Source organism: Roseibium hamelinense (assembly GCF_007830545.1).
GTDB classification, from domain to species: Bacteria; Pseudomonadota; Alphaproteobacteria; order Rhizobiales; family Stappiaceae; genus Roseibium; species Roseibium hamelinense.
In genome coordinates this window covers 96,563-112,088 of sequence record NZ_VLLF01000011.1, presented here as the reverse complement: position 1 = coordinate 112,088, position 15,526 = coordinate 96,563, and the positions used below count along the sequence as shown (strand labels likewise).

The following is a 15,526-nucleotide window of genomic DNA, read 5'->3' as shown; positions in this document are numbered from 1 at the left end:
CAGTCCCCGCGTTGACTGCCCTAAAATGCGTCCATTATTTGGAATGCCGCGGGCGTCATAATGATCACGAACAATACCGGCAGGAAAAACACAATCATAGGCACGGTCAGCTTAGGCGGCAAAGATGCAGCCTTCTTTTCCGCCTCCTGCATGCGCGCCTCACGGTTGTCGTCGGCCATAACACGGATTGCTTGCCCCACCGGTGTTCCGTAGCGTTCAGCCTGTATCAGGGCCATCATGACGTTCTTGACGCCTTCAACACCGGTTCTCGCGCCAAGATTTTCGTAAGCTTGACGACGGTCACTGAGGTATGAAAGCTCGGCGTTGGTGAGCGAAAGTTCTTCAGCAAGCGGTATCGACTGTGTTCCAATTTCTTCTGCAACACGGTGGAAAGCCGCCTCAATCGACATGCCTGATTCGACGCAGATAAGCATCAAGTCGAGTGTGTCTGGCCATGCTCTCCTGATATCTGCCTGACGTTTGGTGATTTTATTTTTCAAGTAGATGTTCGGCCCAAACGTACCAATGCCGCCAAGCACAAGAGCAATACAAACCTTTGTTATTGACGGATATGTATCTGGCAAAAACGCGAACACATAAAAAAGCGCTATGAAAAACACCACAATTGGCGTGATCAGGCGAGCTAGAACAAACGTGTAGAGCGGACCAGTTCCTCGGAAGCCGGCCATACGAAGTTTAGCTTGTGTATCTTCGTCAGAAAATGCCTTTTGCAAATTAAGGCGGTCAACGATGTTTTTCAGGTTTTGCTTTGGCTGCGCACGTATCGCCGTCCGGGCTTGGGTGCTTTCGGCAGCAACACGCGCCCTTTCGCGCGCCCTGAGTTTGTCGCGCTCAATAGCAACAGATTTCATGCGAGACTTGAGTGCATCCCGCTCGAAGAATGGCATCACAACAGTGAAAACGGTTCCCGATACGGCAATCATAGCGAGGATTGCTGCAATCATTTGTGTGCCGAGCAGATTCTCCAAGTGCGCCCCCCGCTAGAAGTCAAAGTTGATCATTTGACGCATTACAAATATGCCAACCATCATCCAAAGCCCGCAACCAATAAGGACATAATTTCCAGACGGCTCTGTAAAAATAACAGATATGTATTCCGGGGCCACAAGGTATAAAAGACCAGTAACGAATATTGGCAGTGACCCAATAATACCAGCAGAAGCTTTTGCCTCTGAACTCATTGCCTTAATTTTTCTTTTCATGGATTTTCGGCCACGGAGAACTCGGGCCAGATTCCCAAGAGCATCGGCAAGACCGCCACCTGCCTTCTGCTGAATAGAGATCACGATAGCAAAGAAGTTGGCCTCGGGCACGGGCACTCTATCGGGCAGTCGGAGAACCGCCTCAGTCAGCGAAATCCCCATAACCTGGGTTTCAAGTATCTTTTGAAATTCCGTTTTCACCGGATCTCGCGCCTCTCGCGCAACAATCCGGATGCAGTCTGACAACGGGAGACCGGCGCGAACGCCCCGAACAATAATGTCGACGGCATTGGGTAACTCATCCAGGAAAGAGTCTAGCCGGCTTTTCTTCTTAAAGCCCAAATACCAACGAGGGAAACCAAATGCCCCTGCAAACCCGAGCCCGGCTGCGACAAGAAGACCTCCACCCAAGACCAAACCCAGAACCCCGAACACAACGCCCGCCGCGAGGCTGAACAAAACAAATTGCCGGCGGCTCCAAGTCAACCCGGCCTGCTCGATCCGCATCGTCAGTGATAGGTTCTTTTGTTTGCTTTGCTTCGCCTTCTGACGTTCTTCAAATTCTTTGAGTTGATCCTGAACAGATTTTTTCTTTCGGTTCGTATCACGCACACTCTTGCGCTGATCAGAAGACTGCGGGCGTTCAGCGACGAAAGACATACGCTGTTCGCGCTGTTTCCTGCCTGATAGTGTCGGTTCGAAAGCAGCGTAAATCAGCCCACCGATGCTCAGCGACACCAATATGGCTACGAGTAAGAATTGGACATTGGGGTTTGACAGACTCTCAAGCACAATCAGCTGCCCCTATTCGCTCACATATTCAGGCATTTCAGACGCGTCCAAAGCCTGAGCAAGACGGGCTTCCTCGCCAAAATATCTTGCACGATCCCAAAATTTCGGCCGCCCGATACCGGTGGAGCGGTGACGGCCTATGATATTGCCATTCGCATCTTCACCGACCATGTCGTAAAGAAAAATGTCTTGGGTGATAATGACATCGCCTTCCATTCCCACGACCTCAGTTATGTGGGTGATCCGACGGGATCCATCACGAAGACGCGCAGCCTGAACAACCACGTCAATCGACGCGACAATCATTTCCCGGAGTGTCCGCGAAGGAAGCGAAAACCCTCCCATTGTGATCATCGACTCAAGACGTGAGAGGCCTTCGCGCGGCGAGTTGGCGTGCAATGTACCCATGGACCCGTCGTGGCCCGTGTTCATTGCCTGCAGCAAGTCAAATGCTTCGGGTCCCCGCACCTCACCAACAATAATGCGCTCCGGACGCATACGAAGGCAGTTTTTGACGAGGTCCCGCATCGTTATTTCACCCTCACCCTCAAGATTAGGCGGGCGTGTTTCGAGCCTGACCACATGCGGTTGCTGAAGCTGAAGTTCTGCGGAGTCTTCGCAGGTAATGATCCGCTCTGTATTCTCGATGTAAGCTGTCAAGCAATTGAGAAGGGTCGTTTTACCAGAACCCGTACCTCCAGAAATCAGGACATTACATCTTGAGCGCCCAATGATCTGTAGTATCGCTGCGCCTTCGGGCGTAATCGAACCAAACTTCACCAGTTGGTCGAGTGTCAGCTTATCGCGCTTAAACTTACGAATGGTGAGTGCTGGCCCGTCGATTGCGAGCGGCGGTGCAATGACGTTGACGCGAGAGCCGTCGGGCAAACGCGCATCACATATCGGGCTGGAGTCATCGACCCGGCGGCCGACCTGACTGACGATGCGCTGACAAATATTCATCAACTGCGCATTGTCCCGGAAACTAACAGCGGTTTGCTTAACTTTGCCCTGTGTTTCGATGTAGACTGTCTCGGCGCCGTTCACCATGATATCGGCGATGTCATCCCTCGCCAGCAACGGCTCCAGAGGACCGTATCCAAGAACGTCATTACAGATGTCTTCCAGCAGATCTTCCTGCTCGGAGATCGACATGACGACATTTTTTAGAGCGATGATGTCATTGACGACGTCTCTGATTTCATCGCGCGCATCTTCAGGTCCAAGCCGGCTTAACTGCGAAAGATCGATCGCTTCAACCAAAGCATTGAATATTTGTGCTTTTGTTGCGTAGTAATCTTCGGTCTTTCTCCGCTTCGGCGGCTCTTCGGAAACTGTCTCGGGTTCCGGTCTTGCGGCAGGCGGCGGCGGCATTGTCGGCTCGGCGCTAGCCTCCGGTGCTCCCATAGACGGGGCAAGGTCCGGTTCGACTGGCAGCGGCGCCATCGGCCGTCCAGTCGCACCGTCAGATTGCTTTGTCCCGCGCCGTCCAAACATCTAATCACCAGAACCTTTTTGAGGAGTTATTTTTTGCCGAGTTTCGTTAACAAAGCGGTTAACGGATTCTTTTTGCTTTTAACGGGAGCTGCCTTGCCCGAGACAACATGCGCGATTTCTTTTATAAGCCTCGCGCTGGCATGGTTTTCATCAACTTCGCCAATCATTTGGCCGTTGTTGGCTGCCGTTCCAAACAATTGTGGCTCAAACGGCAGAACCGATAGAATCTGTAGATTGAGAGCTGCAGCAAATTCGTCGGGTTTGATTTCTGGACGCTTTGGAACATTGGAGCGGTTGATCACAAGATGCGGGGGCCTGTCATTCGGCCTCAGTTGCTTCAACGTATCAACCAGGTTTTTAGCGTTTCGCAGATTTGCGAGATCCGGCTCAGCAACCATCACAACGTCATCTGCTGCAACAAGTGTTCTTTTCACCCAAGCATTCCAAGCGTGGGGAATATCCAAAACGACATTCGGTGTCGTGCCGCGCATGATATCAATGAGAGAGTCAAAGCTCGTCTCACTGTAGTCGTATGTGCGTTCGAGGGTGGCAGGCGCTGCCAACAAGTTCAGATGTTCCGAACATTTGGACAAAATCCGGTCAAGCAGCGTTTCATCCAGGCGTTCGGGCGACGATATCGCCTCGAAAATACCTTGCAACGGGTCCTGGTTGAAATCGAGACCTGCGGTCCCGAAGGCAAGGTCCATATCAACCACGCTGACTTCATTCTGGAATTCTCGTGCCAGTGCCCAAGCAACGTTATGTGCAACGGTGGAAGATCCACATCCGCCTTTAACACCAAAGAAAGCGATGATGCGCCCAAGCGGACCGGCGTCAGGGTCCCCAAACAGATCACTTACAGCACCAATGAACTGATAGACATCAACCGGTGTCACCAGGTACTCGCTCACGCCCTTGTGGATGAGTTCGCGGTAGAAGGTAACGTCGTTGATTGAGCCAATAACAATGACACTTGTTCCTGCATCGCAGTGCTCGGCGAGATTTTCCAGGTCTTGCAGGATCTTATCCCGCCCCCCGGAAACCTGCACCACAATCAGATTCGGGCTGGGCGCCTGTGCAAAGTGTTGAATGGCTGCCTCGATGCCGCCCATGCTCGTTTTGACATGGGCCTTGGCCATTCGCCGGTCTTCGGCTGCCGCATCAACAACCCGAGCGGTTTCTTGCTCAGCACAAAAGCACTGGATCGATACCCGAGGAACTGGAGGGATGTTTATCCCTTGGTTCCCATTGTCCTCGAAGCGTTCGGATGCCTGCGCATCAAGATTGCTGTAATCTAGGTTTGCCATCTTATTCTGCCGCCCGCTCTAAGATTATTCGGCAACTTCTGCGCCGACACCTTCCGTGAATTCCGCAGCTGTTGATTCACCCTTGCGGTATTTCTCGTAAACTGTGGCACGACGGTTTTGGTCGGCTGGTGCGGATGCCCGCGGCGTTAGAAGGTCCGCCGGATTCGAAACCATAGCAGCCAGATTTGCCTGCGTCGCACATCCAAAGTTCTCATAGTCCACGTTCTGGTTTACCGAACCACCGATATTTTTTGGCCATTCACCACACGGACCAGCGCTCGCTTTCAATCTCGGATAAGACAGCCTTATCGGTGCATCAGCTTTGGCATCTCCGACGGGATAGCTCCGGGTCGTGACTGATCGCGCGCCGCCTCGTTTCAGCGCTGCACGCACCTGCTTCGAAACCTCATGAACAGCTGCTTCGTTGGCGGCACCTGATGGCACCTGCATATCCACCCGCCCGTTCCCATGATGAACGGATTCGGCCCCAAACTGGGCAACCGCATCTTTCAAATCACGGTTCAACGAACGCGTGTGAGAGCCTACAGGCAAATCGAGTGTCTGGGGTTGTTCTGTGATAACGATCGGATGCCTGAGCCGGTAATCGTTCGCAGCCAGCAATTCGGTTTGCGAGGTATTTGACTGGCACCCCGCCACTACGGCCATTGCCGCTGCAAGCAACACGTGGCGACCTGGTCTGAACCCGATATTGGATGTCCATTTATGCATCATAGGACGCTCCTCACTTGTATATGAAACCGACTTCGCCATGATAAGGCTCAGTCCCCGGGTCCGTTGAGGTCCGGAATATTTTGTTCAAACGATTCAGGAACACGGTTTCTGCGTCCGTCGGTGGCATAAGGTTCTGATCAGGACGTGTCATCTCGCTCGCGGCGATCGGGCTCACGACATATGGGGTGACAAACACCGCCAGTTCTGTCTGCTGCCTAAGAAAGTCTCGGCTTTTGAACAAGGCCCCGAGGACCGGCAACTGCATAAGCCCGGGGACCCCGTCGAGTGACTGTGTATAGGATTCTTGAAGCAAGCCGGCCATGACAAGGGTGCCGCCCGAGGGCAACTCCAAGGTGGATTCCGCGCGGCGCACCTTCAAAGCCGAAATCGTGATCCCGCCGGCCGAAACCGCTCCTTCGTTGCTCAGTTCACTGACTTCCGTTTTAACACGCAGGCTAATCCGGCCTCCCGACAAAACGATGGGCGTAAAGTCAAGTCCGACACCAAACTTCTTGAATTCAACGGTAACCTCGCCGTCATCCTGCGAAATCGGAATGGGAAACTCACCACCGGCAAGAAACGAGGCATTTTCTCCGGAAATCGCAGTCAGCGTGGGTTCGGCAAGTGTTCTAATCACACCGTCGCGCTGAAGAGCCTCGATGCTGGCGGTGATGTTCGTATCACCGGACAAAAACGTTCCGCCGCCGACAGCCTGGTTCACAATCGACGAATTGACTGGGAAGTTCGATGAATTGTTGAACCCTGCCGAGTAGTTACCGAAGCCGACTGTTCCATTAAGGTTCACGCCAAGCTGTTTGATGATCGACCTTTCGACCTCGGCAACAGTCACCTTTAGATGGATCTGATCTTGGTCTTTAACCGCAATCATATTGAGGATTGAAGTCGGGCTTACCCCCTCTCCAGCAAATCGGGCAGCAATATCGGCAGCGCGCTGTGCATCCGCAGTGCTGCTGGCGGTGCCAGACAGGATTATATTGCCGTTGATCGATTCCGCAGTGACGTTGGCACGCGGCAACATGCGCTGGATGATCGCCGACAAATCCGATGTGTCCGGCTCGACCCTGAGGTTGAAACTTGCGAGTTCGCGCCCGGAACGGCTGAACAGCACGACGGTTGCCTGGCCAGCAGCATTACCCAGGATGATGACCCTGTGGGAAGACCGGACCACCGCGTCAGCAACTTCAGGATTCGAAACGAACACGTCGGCCACTTCTTCAGCCAGATCAACCACGGTTGAACGTCCTATCCCAACGCTTACAACGCGGGATTGAACGCGCTCACCGGCTGCTATGTGAATTTTGGGCGGGAATGCCTCGGCAACGGCACTTGCGGGCTGAAATGCCGCTGCCAACATCATCAAGGTGGCGACGGCGGACACCCAACGTTTCAAGGAGACATCAAAGGCCATCGAAGCACTTTTTTTCTTGGTCATTGGATGTTTGCCCTCGTTGGAATTCCGTATTTCAAAAAGCCGACACCGTCACGCCTACGGACGGTCTCCTCAGCGTCGTCCGCAGAATCCTGTGCGCTTCGGAGCGCCAATGAGATCGTGCCAAGCTGTTGAGACAAAGCGACAATCTCGGTTTCCGCAGGATCCAGCTCCAATGTCGCGGTTCTTTTTGGGCTCAGGTTCTTTTCTTCTTGTTCGCCAGCCGTGGTGCCATCAATTGCAAGCACCCTGACATTTTCGAGTATTGTTTCGCTGATCGCGCCACGTTCTTCTTCTTCTCGGGTAAGGATCAAGTCGACCTTGTCACCGGGCAGGATGAAGCCTCCTGCGGTGGTTTCGGCTTCAACACTCACCGCTATCGCGCGCATTCCTTTCGGGAGGATCGCGGCCATGAACCCTTTGTCGGTACTTATCAGCCGTTCCTGGCGGACCGGCTCCCCCTCGAAAATTGGGACACGGGCAATCCGTCCTAGCAACACCTTGTCGGCATCCGGCTCAGCCTCTTTGGTCGCGACTCCTTTCGGAATGGCGCTCTTCGGCCAAGCTGACCAGGTGACGTCGCCAGGCGTGATTTTTCCGCCCAACTGAATATCTTTGCTGGCAACGAGAACCTCTACTGTATCGGTTTCTTGAGCGGGCGCAGCGACAGGCTCCGGCGCTGGCGAACCGCTGTTCATCACAAGGCGCGCGGCCAAGAGCCCCGCCCCTAGTGCGATCACCAATATCAAGAGCCTTGCTAACTTCATGACGATCAAACCCTCAGATTACAGGCAATACAAATCGCCCTGCCTCAGAGTTTGGTCATGAATTCGTCAAAACATGGTTAATCGCTGGTAATGGACTATGGTAAAAGAAAATTAACGTAAATTACTGATTTCTAAATATTGATGAACTCAGAAGGTCATAGCATCGGCCCGAGAGCCCAATGTTTATTCCAATAAAAGGGACCATTCGGCGACCGGGTAATACATGAGTGCCCCGGCAGAAATCGCAACACCGTAAGGAATACCCGACTTTTTGTCATGTAAGCGAAGCAACCAAGGCAGCTCTTGACAAAATTTTGGCAGGACCGGAAGGAGACGAAACCCAATTAGCGCAATCGTTAGACCAGCGCCAATCAAAGTTGTTGCCAACAGGGCGTTCATCAAGGCTTCGGAAAAACCAAACCACAATCCGATAGCTGCAAACAGCTTAGCATCGCCACCGCCCATCCAACCAAACGAAAAAAAAGCAAAACCTACGGCCAGTATACCTATTCCAGTTGCCGTATGCGAAGCCCACATGTCTAGGCCCACCGAGCAATAAAGCCCTACGCCAACAAAGAGCAAAACAAAAGCTCCAGGGATGGCATTTGGAATTTTCATTGTGAGGATATCCGATACGCCAGCAGCAATCAGCAGTACCGGGAGAATGTACCAAACTAAGGTTTGCATCACAGGTTCTTCGAATCAATTCAATAACAAAAAAGGGCGGCCAGTGCCGCCCAATCCTGCGTCAAGTCGTCACACGACTTTACCGAAACTTATGCGTTGTCAAGGCCACTGCCGATTGTCGAGAAGATCTCGGACAAATCAGTGCTTAGGAGGCCGAGGACTGCGATAAGTCCAACGCCGATGATGGCCGCGATGAGGCCATATTCAATCGCAGTCGCGCCAGACTCGTCTTTTACAAACCGTTTCAACAAAGATTTCATATCTCTTAACTCCAACTACCACTCGTCAGATATCATGTCCGCCGTATTTTAATTTACGGTTCGAACTAACTGAACGGTAACAGCAAGGCCTTTCCAACTTATTAAATGGAAAGCGGACTGACTGAATGGTGAGCTAAATTTCTTAGGTTATGCAGTTTCTGCAACCCTTGATTTATTTAAGGCTGTCAAATCTATTATTCCGATTACACAATATCACTTTCTTACCCATTCGCTCTCAAAGCAAAAGCGATAAGCCGAGAATTGGCGTGTTCATTAGCGCTAAATTTACCATAAGCTTAGACTTTAAAAGAGTTGTCGTAATTCCTTGGAGCTAGCCATGTTCAAACGTCGCGCTCGTGACCTGCTATTTTGCACTGTCGTGCTGACCATTACCGGTGGCTGGCTTCAACAAAATGCAGTGGCGCAGTCATCATCTGTTTCGGTCGAAATTGACCGAGCAACCGTCTATCGCATTGAAGACAATGCGAGCACAATCATTATTGGCAATCCCCTGATAGCTGATGTTTCTCTTCAAGACCGTACAACGGTTGTTATCACAGGCAAGTCATACGGCAGCACCAACCTCATCATATTGGGTGAGGACGGTACACCGATAGTTGACGAGACAATTGTCGTTTCTGCAAACCAACAAAACATCATCTCGGTGACACGCAAGACAGATCGTTTTTCTTACTCATGCACGCCTTCCTGCGAACCGGTAATTCGCCTCGGCGATTCGGCTGCTGCTTTTGATGCCGCATCGGCTCAGGCCACAACGAAAAACACACTGGCGACGACTGCAGCCGGTGGACAGAACTGAACCGTTAATCTGAGCTTCAGAAATTTAGTGCACACCAAGTTCGAGGTGCGCACAGATGTTGTTGTTTTTTCGTTCGGTTTTCGCAACCCCACTGATGAGAAAGTTCCGCCGTTCGCGGGACGGCGTCACAGCGATCGAATTTGCATTGATCGCTCCGGTATTTTTCGTGCTGGTGCTGGGCACCATGGAAATCGGCATCTCTTTCCTGGTCCATAGAATGGCCGATAATGCGGTGCTTGAGGCCTCCCGAAAAATCAAGACTGGCCAGGCTTTGAGAGACGGCTTTAACGAGACACAATTCAAGGCGGAAATCTGCAGTTCGATGCCAGATTTCATGTGCGATGTAGATAGAATTGTTTTGGAAGTCAGTGAGTTCGAGTTTTTCTCCGAGCTCGACTCCATCGACGACATGCTTGATGACGATGGCGAAATTCGAGAGGATTACAATTTTCAAGTTGGGTCCGCCGGCTCAATCATTTTGGTCAGAACAATCTATCGATGGCCCATGGTGACGTCGATCCTTGGTCTAAGTGCGGCTGACGGCGGTAACTACGAACGTTACCTCTACTCCACTCAAGTGTTCCGCAATGAGCCGTTCCCCTACACTGCAGATGGGGGTGTTTAAAAGTGAGGCATTCCCCAAGTCACGCACTCAAAGCTCTTTTATGGCCATTTTGTTCCGACACAAGGGCGGTCGCAGCGGTGGAGTTTGCCCTTATTCTTCCAATCTTGCTGATCATCCTTATCGGAACCTCCGAGACCGTCGAGACCTTTAATGTGAGCCGGAAAGTCGGTCAGGTCGCCAGCACGGTTGCTGATCTGACCGCTCAGGCTGAAAGTGTCTCGGCTGCGGACCTGAACGATATTTATGATGCCGCCGAGCAAATCATGGCGCCTTACACTGCTGCACCGCTCACGATCGTGATCTCCAGCATAGAGATTGACAATGACGGAGACGCGGAAGTTGACTGGAGCAACAGCAATAAAGATGGATCTGCATGGTCTCCGGGCGAAGAACCACCCATCAATATTCCCGAACCTATACTCCTGCCGAATACGTTTTTGATCGTTGGTCACACGGAATACACACATGTGCCGATATTGGCAGGTAAGTTGACGAGCTACTTTCCTCGGGCTTCAGAGATTGACATGGCCGATACATTCTATCTTCGCCCACGGCTTGTACAAAGAGTTGCTGGTCCATCCTGATAGAAGCCGGTGCCTTCGTCACCCATTACATGTTTCACCGTATTTGTTCCGTCGCAAACGCTCGATAGTGTCTGCACGATCGGCATGCTGCAACGCAGTACGGCCCCATTTTCAAACAGTCTCAGTTTTCAAGGTTTAGAACCATGGCGACCAATCGTACATACGATCAGATTTCGGTCGGTGATGTAGCCGAGATATCCCGTGTGTGTTCCGCGAACGATTTGCTGGTCTTCGCGCATGCATCGGGGAATACGAACCCTTTGCACCTTCCGGATACCGACTGGACGGGCGATGGCAAGATCGACAAGCCGGTAGCGCCTTCAATGTGGGTTGGAGCGTTGGTCTCGGCCGTCCTTGGAAACATCCTGCCGGGTCCTGGCACAATATACCGGACACAAACCTTTGCATTCCATGACCGGGTCGCTGTAGGCGACGCTCTTACGGTATCTGTCAGGGTAACAGATAAAATGCCTGAGGGTATCGTGGCGCTAGCTGTGAAAGTAATCCGCGAAGATGGGACATTGATCGCCGACGGGGTCGCAGAAGTAACGGCACCCACCAAAACAATAGTGTACGATTCTTCAGACCTCCCCACACTATTGGTCGAAAGACACCGGCACTTTAATCGCCTTATCGAGACGGCCAAACAGCTTCCGGAGATGCCGACTGCTGTCGTTGCGCCTGATGACCCCAACTCCCTAGAAGGCGCCATGATGGCAGCCGATGCCGGTCTTATCGAGCCGATACTCATCGGGGCCATCTCCAGAATTCAAAAAGCAGCGCATGAAATCGGGATGAGCCTCGATCGCTATGAGGTTATCGATATCGAAGACGAATCCGAGGCTGCGGCCCGCGCTGTAGCGATGGTCCACGAGGGGCGCGTCAAAGCGGTGATGAAGGGACACCTTCATACAGACGATCTTTTGAGGCACGTCGTGAAACGTGATGGCGGCCTACGGACCAAACGGCGTATCAGCCATGTCTTCGTCATGGACATCCCTGGGCGGAAAACACCGGTGGTGATTTCAGATGCCGCAATCAACATCGCACCGGACCTGAATACCAAAGTCGACATCACCCAAAATGCGATCGATGCGGCGCTTGCCATCGGTCTTGAAAAACCAAAAGTCGGCATTTTGTCTGCGATAGAAACAGTGAACCCCGCAATACCATCAAGCCTAGATGCTGCGATTCTCTCAAAAATGGCTGAACGCAATCAGATCTCCGGAGGTATCGTCGATGGTCCGCTGGCGATGGACAATGCAATTGATGTCCAAGCTGCAAGGACTAAGGGCATTACGTCGCTTGTCGCTGGACATGCCGAAGTTCTGATCGTGCCAAACTTGGAAGCTGGAAATATGCTCGCAAAAGAGCTGACATTCATCGCCCATGCCGAAGCGGCCGGCCTCGTAATTGGCGCGAAAGTACCGGTAATGCTTACCAGCCGGGCGGATGATGGGCGGGCGCGCCTTGCGTCTTGCGCACTCGCGCTTCTCTACAATCATTGGAAAACGGAAGGCGCCCCAGCAGCGTTGCTTCAAGACGAGGCTTGAGACATGGGCAAGACCGATCATATCCTGGTGCTAAATGCAGGATCGTCCTCAATCAAGTTCACGCTCTTTCTTGGCGATGAAGTGCTTGTTGAAGGTCAAATTTCAGGACTAGGTGCGGTCCCGAACCTGAAATTCAACGCAACAAAATCAAGAACCTCGATCGACCGCCCGCTCTCGGCCACCGAAGGTACCAATCATTCCGCCGCCCTTCAGGCCCTGCTTCCACTTTTGGATAGGGAACTTGCTGGCAATCCGGTGGCAGCAGTTGGCCACCGAGTCGTTCACGGTGGCGTTTCATTTTCCGAACCTATTTGCCTAACACCCGATTTGTTTAGAGAGCTGGAAACGCTCATCCCGCTTGCGCCCCTTCACCAACCGCATAACCTTGCTGGCGTGAAAGCCGCTGAAGCTGCATTTCCGAACGCGGTTCAAGTCGCGTGTTTCGACACTGCGTTTCATCGCAGCCATCCTTGGGTGAACGACACATTCGCGTTGCCGCGATCCTATTATGACGAAGGGGTACGCCGCTATGGATTTCACGGGCTGTCTTATGAGTATATTTGCGAGTACCTAAAAGCCGCTGATCCGGCCGCATACGCTGGAAAACTGATCGTGGCACATCTTGGAAACGGCGCGTCGATGTGTGCGATCAACAATGGACAGAGTATCGGCTCCACTATGGGCTTTACAGCTCTTGACGGGTTGCCGATGGGCACGCGGTCCGGTCAATTGGACCCGGGCGTCGTTTTGTATCTTATGACCGAAAAAGGTTTGTCCGCCTCTGAAATATCAGATCTTCTTTATAAGGATTCCGGACTGAAAGGGCTCTCCGGGATCAGTCAGGACATGCGTACGCTTTCCCAAAGCGACGACCCGAAGGCAAAGGAAGCGATCGACTACTTTGTTTTCAGGATCCGGCGGGAGCTTGGTGCCATGGCCGCCGTTCTTCACGGTCTTGATACTGTGGTTTTCACAGGTGGGATAGGTGAAAACTCAGCGCTCGTCCGGCAATTGGTATGCGAGGACCAAGGCTGGATCGGCCTTGAGATCGACGAGCAACAGAACGCATCAAACACTGGCGTCATTTCCAGGGAAACATCGCGGGTCAAGGTCCTCGTCATCCCGACAAATGAGGAAGACATGATCCGCCGCCACACTGCCGCGTTGATGTAGCACGTGTTCCGGTCAGGGCACGAGGATGTCCTGTAGACCCGGGTCGTATGTTCGCAGGACAGCTCGAAAGTCGGAATGCACCACCGGTTCGAGGCCACCGGGGTAGTCCGGTTCAACTGCAAAGTAAGCGTCTGGAGCACTGTCTCGCAGATCAACCAGAAAGGCGCGCAGTTTTCGTTTGAGCGCGTCTGGAAGCGCTTTTTGAACCGTGTGCGCGCTATAGGGGATGGCCGGAGACCGCCAATAAACATCCAGTTTCTCCAGGCCAGACGCCCCCGAAATGTACAATTCGTTCAACGTGCCTGCCGAATAGCCTTGGGCTGTTTTGCCCGACAGGGTTGACCACACAAAAGCAGCGTCGATCCTGCCGTCCAGAACCGCATGTAGAGCTTCCAGCGGATCCTTCGTCCGCACCAAGATCTTGAAGAAACTCCGCGGATCGATCCCCTCGGCGGCAAGGTTCGCCAACGGCACACGATAGCCGGTCACCGAACTCGGCGACTGGACGCCTATCCGGCCACCTTTGAGATCCTCGATTGTAGGACGTATCTCGCGGGCTTTGCCGACCAAAATTGAAAAGTACCGCGCTTCCAATTCATCAGGGCGGGCTGTCACTAAAGGTTCAACGCACGAGCAAAGCGCATCCGACGTAGCGTAAGCGGACGGGGAGAGCCTTGCATAGTGAATGTCTGCTGCTGAGATCGCATCGACCAGCTCCCCAAGTGTATCGATCAAAAACAGATCGACGGGGCGATCAAGCTCAAACTCCAGCTCTTTGCGAAACGGCTCGATTCGCTCGCGTACGGTCGGATCCTTCCCGACAACAATACCCATTTTGAAGCGCTGAAAGTCTTCAGCTTTCGATACAGCGCCACCCGCGAAAACCACACTGATACTCAATAGAGTGATGCATAGCGTTCTTGTGAAAGGCTTGCGCACACCTACACCCCGCAGCTTTTGTTCATCCGCCTGGCGTTTTCGGTCCGACAATGCGGACTATCCGCCCTCAAAGCCTTCCAGAACATTGACGCAATTCGTGCCAAGCGCATCAACTGCGTAGCCGCCTTCCATCAGGAACACAGTCGGCACGCCAACATAAGAAAGCCGTTGGCCAAGCCAAAAAAAATCGTCGCTTTTGAATCTGAATCCAGAAATTGGATCGTGCTCAAAACAGTCGAGGCCGAGCGAGACGATGAGATAGTCCGGTCTGTAGACCAAAAGCCACCGGCTCGCGTCATCCAGGACTTCTGAATACTTCTCCCAAGTGGTCCCGATCGGGAGCGGCCAGTTGCGCGTGAAACCAGTTCCAGCGTGCTCTCCGGTCTCGTCCGCATGGCCTAAAAAATACGGATACTCTTGCGTCGGATCCGCGTGGATCGACAAGAACAGAATGTCCGAACGCTCATAAAAAATCGCTTGGGTCCCGTTGCCGTGGTGGTAGTCCACGTCCAGGATGGCGACCCGAGTGGCCCCATGGTCGCGAAGCCATTGGGCAGCTATAGCCGCGTTGTTGAAAAAGCAGTAGCCGCCGAAAAAGTCGATTCCTGCATGGTGTCCCGGGGGACGGCAAAGACCAAACGCGCTACGTTCTCCCTCGTGAACAAGCTTCGCAGCTGTTAGTGCCGTATGGGCTGACGCTGTCGCCGCCGAATAGGTGTGTTCGCCGATTGGGGTGCCAGCATCCATTGAATAGCGGCCGAGCAACCCGTCGATATGGGCGGGAGCTGGGTCTGGCCTTAGCGATCTGATCGGCCAAACAAACGGGAACGCCTCGCCCTTCCTGCCTGCTCCGCTCCAATGCCCCCAAAAAGACTCCAAAAAATCGACATAATCCGGAGCGTGGATGCGTCTGACCGGCCGCGCTCCGAATGTTTCCGGTGAGACAACATCGCCAACACCGCGTTCTTGAACAGTCTTCAGAACAATTTCAGCACGCGATGGAATTTCCACTGCCGGCTTCAGCTCACCATCTGAAATTTCATGTTTTGGACTATGCGAGAGCTGCAGGTCCGAGAAGACGGTTTTCAAGAGAGCCCCCAGGCCGGTGAGGATCCGT

General features: G+C 52.9%; 16 protein-coding genes. 5 read left to right on the top strand and 11 right to left on the bottom strand.

The window, feature by feature from the left end; translation table 11 throughout:
- Nucleotides 1-20: 20 nt before the first annotated feature.
- The 9 genes from JM93_RS19475 to JM93_RS19435 form a co-directional block, all read right to left on the bottom strand.
- Nucleotides 21-734 (bottom strand): type II secretion system F family protein, encoded by a 714-nt coding sequence (locus JM93_RS19475; protein WP_341873645.1) that lies wholly within the window; start codon nt 732-734, stop codon nt 21-23.
- Between the two features lie 267 nt (nt 735-1,001).
- Entirely contained in the window at nt 1,002-2,015 is a 1,014-nt protein-coding gene (locus JM93_RS19470) for a type II secretion system F family protein (RefSeq protein WP_244300954.1), read from the bottom strand.
- Between the two features lie 12 nt (nt 2,016-2,027).
- Nucleotides 2,028-3,461, bottom strand: coding sequence for a TadA family conjugal transfer-associated ATPase (locus JM93_RS19465; protein ID WP_244300953.1), 1,434 nt, complete (start codon nt 3,459-3,461; stop codon nt 2,028-2,030).
- Between the two features lie 77 nt (nt 3,462-3,538).
- Entirely contained in the window at nt 3,539-4,819 is a 1,281-nt protein-coding gene (locus JM93_RS19460) for a CpaE/TadZ family protein (RefSeq protein ID WP_145346962.1), read from the bottom strand.
- 24 nt (nt 4,820-4,843) lie between these two features.
- Nucleotides 4,844-5,551 (bottom strand): CpaD family pilus assembly protein, encoded by a 708-nt coding sequence (locus JM93_RS19455; RefSeq protein WP_208995335.1) that lies wholly within the window; start codon nt 5,549-5,551, stop codon nt 4,844-4,846.
- Nucleotides 5,552-5,561: 10 nt separating this feature from the next.
- Nucleotides 5,562-7,004, bottom strand: a complete 1,443-nt coding sequence (locus tag JM93_RS19450; protein ID WP_208995334.1) for a type II and III secretion system protein family protein — start codon at nt 7,002-7,004, stop codon at nt 5,562-5,564.
- Complete coding sequence (gene cpaB / locus JM93_RS19445; RefSeq protein WP_145346960.1) at nt 7,001-7,768, bottom strand: Flp pilus assembly protein CpaB; 768 nt, start codon at nt 7,766-7,768, stop codon at nt 7,001-7,003. The genes JM93_RS19450 and cpaB overlap by 4 nt, the downstream gene beginning before the upstream one ends.
- 183 nt (nt 7,769-7,951) lie before the next feature.
- Nucleotides 7,952-8,455, bottom strand: coding sequence for an A24 family peptidase (locus JM93_RS19440; protein ID WP_145346958.1), 504 nt, complete (start codon nt 8,453-8,455; stop codon nt 7,952-7,954).
- Nucleotides 8,456-8,544: 89 nt separating this feature from the next.
- The gene (locus JM93_RS19435; RefSeq protein ID WP_145346956.1) at nt 8,545-8,715 is read right to left on the bottom strand and encodes a Flp family type IVb pilin; all 171 of its coding nucleotides are present in this window, start codon (nt 8,713-8,715) and stop codon (nt 8,545-8,547) included.
- Between the two features lie 337 nt (nt 8,716-9,052).
- On the opposite strand from JM93_RS19435, the gene JM93_RS19430 reads away from it, so the two are divergent.
- The 5 genes from JM93_RS19430 to JM93_RS19410 all read left to right on the top strand — a co-directional run bounded on the left by JM93_RS19430 (nt 9,053) and on the right by JM93_RS19410 (nt 13,470).
- On the top strand, nt 9,053-9,535 hold the full coding sequence (locus tag JM93_RS19430) for a pilus assembly protein N-terminal domain-containing protein (protein ID WP_145346954.1): 483 nt from the start codon (nt 9,053-9,055) through the stop codon (nt 9,533-9,535).
- Between the two features lie 94 nt (nt 9,536-9,629).
- Nucleotides 9,630-10,160: a TadE/TadG family type IV pilus assembly protein gene (locus JM93_RS19425; protein WP_208995333.1), complete on the top strand. Its 531-nt coding sequence runs from the start codon at nt 9,630-9,632 to the stop codon at nt 10,158-10,160.
- Between the two features lie 77 nt (nt 10,161-10,237).
- Nucleotides 10,238-10,744, top strand: a complete 507-nt coding sequence (locus JM93_RS19420) for a pilus assembly protein (protein WP_155197571.1) — start codon at nt 10,238-10,240, stop codon at nt 10,742-10,744.
- Nucleotides 10,745-10,887: 143 nt separating this feature from the next.
- Nucleotides 10,888-12,297, top strand: a complete 1,410-nt coding sequence (locus tag JM93_RS19415; protein WP_145346948.1) for a bifunctional enoyl-CoA hydratase/phosphate acetyltransferase — start codon at nt 10,888-10,890, stop codon at nt 12,295-12,297.
- A 3-nt stretch (nt 12,298-12,300) separates the two neighbouring features.
- On the top strand, nt 12,301-13,470 hold the full coding sequence (locus tag JM93_RS19410; RefSeq protein ID WP_145346946.1) for an acetate/propionate family kinase: 1,170 nt from the start codon (nt 12,301-12,303) through the stop codon (nt 13,468-13,470).
- Between the two features lie 12 nt (nt 13,471-13,482).
- Here JM93_RS19410 and JM93_RS19405 read toward each other — a convergent pair whose 3' ends face one another.
- On the bottom strand, nt 13,483-14,460 hold the full coding sequence (locus JM93_RS19405) for a phosphate/phosphite/phosphonate ABC transporter substrate-binding protein (protein ID WP_208995332.1): 978 nt from the start codon (nt 14,458-14,460) through the stop codon (nt 13,483-13,485).
- A 6-nt stretch (nt 14,461-14,466) separates the two neighbouring features.
- Nucleotides 14,467-15,498 carry a histone deacetylase family protein gene (locus JM93_RS19400; protein ID WP_145346944.1) on the bottom strand — a complete coding sequence of 344 codons (1,032 nt, stop codon included), beginning with the start codon at nt 15,496-15,498 and terminating at the stop codon, nt 14,467-14,469.
- Nucleotides 15,499-15,526: the final 28 nt, after the last annotated feature.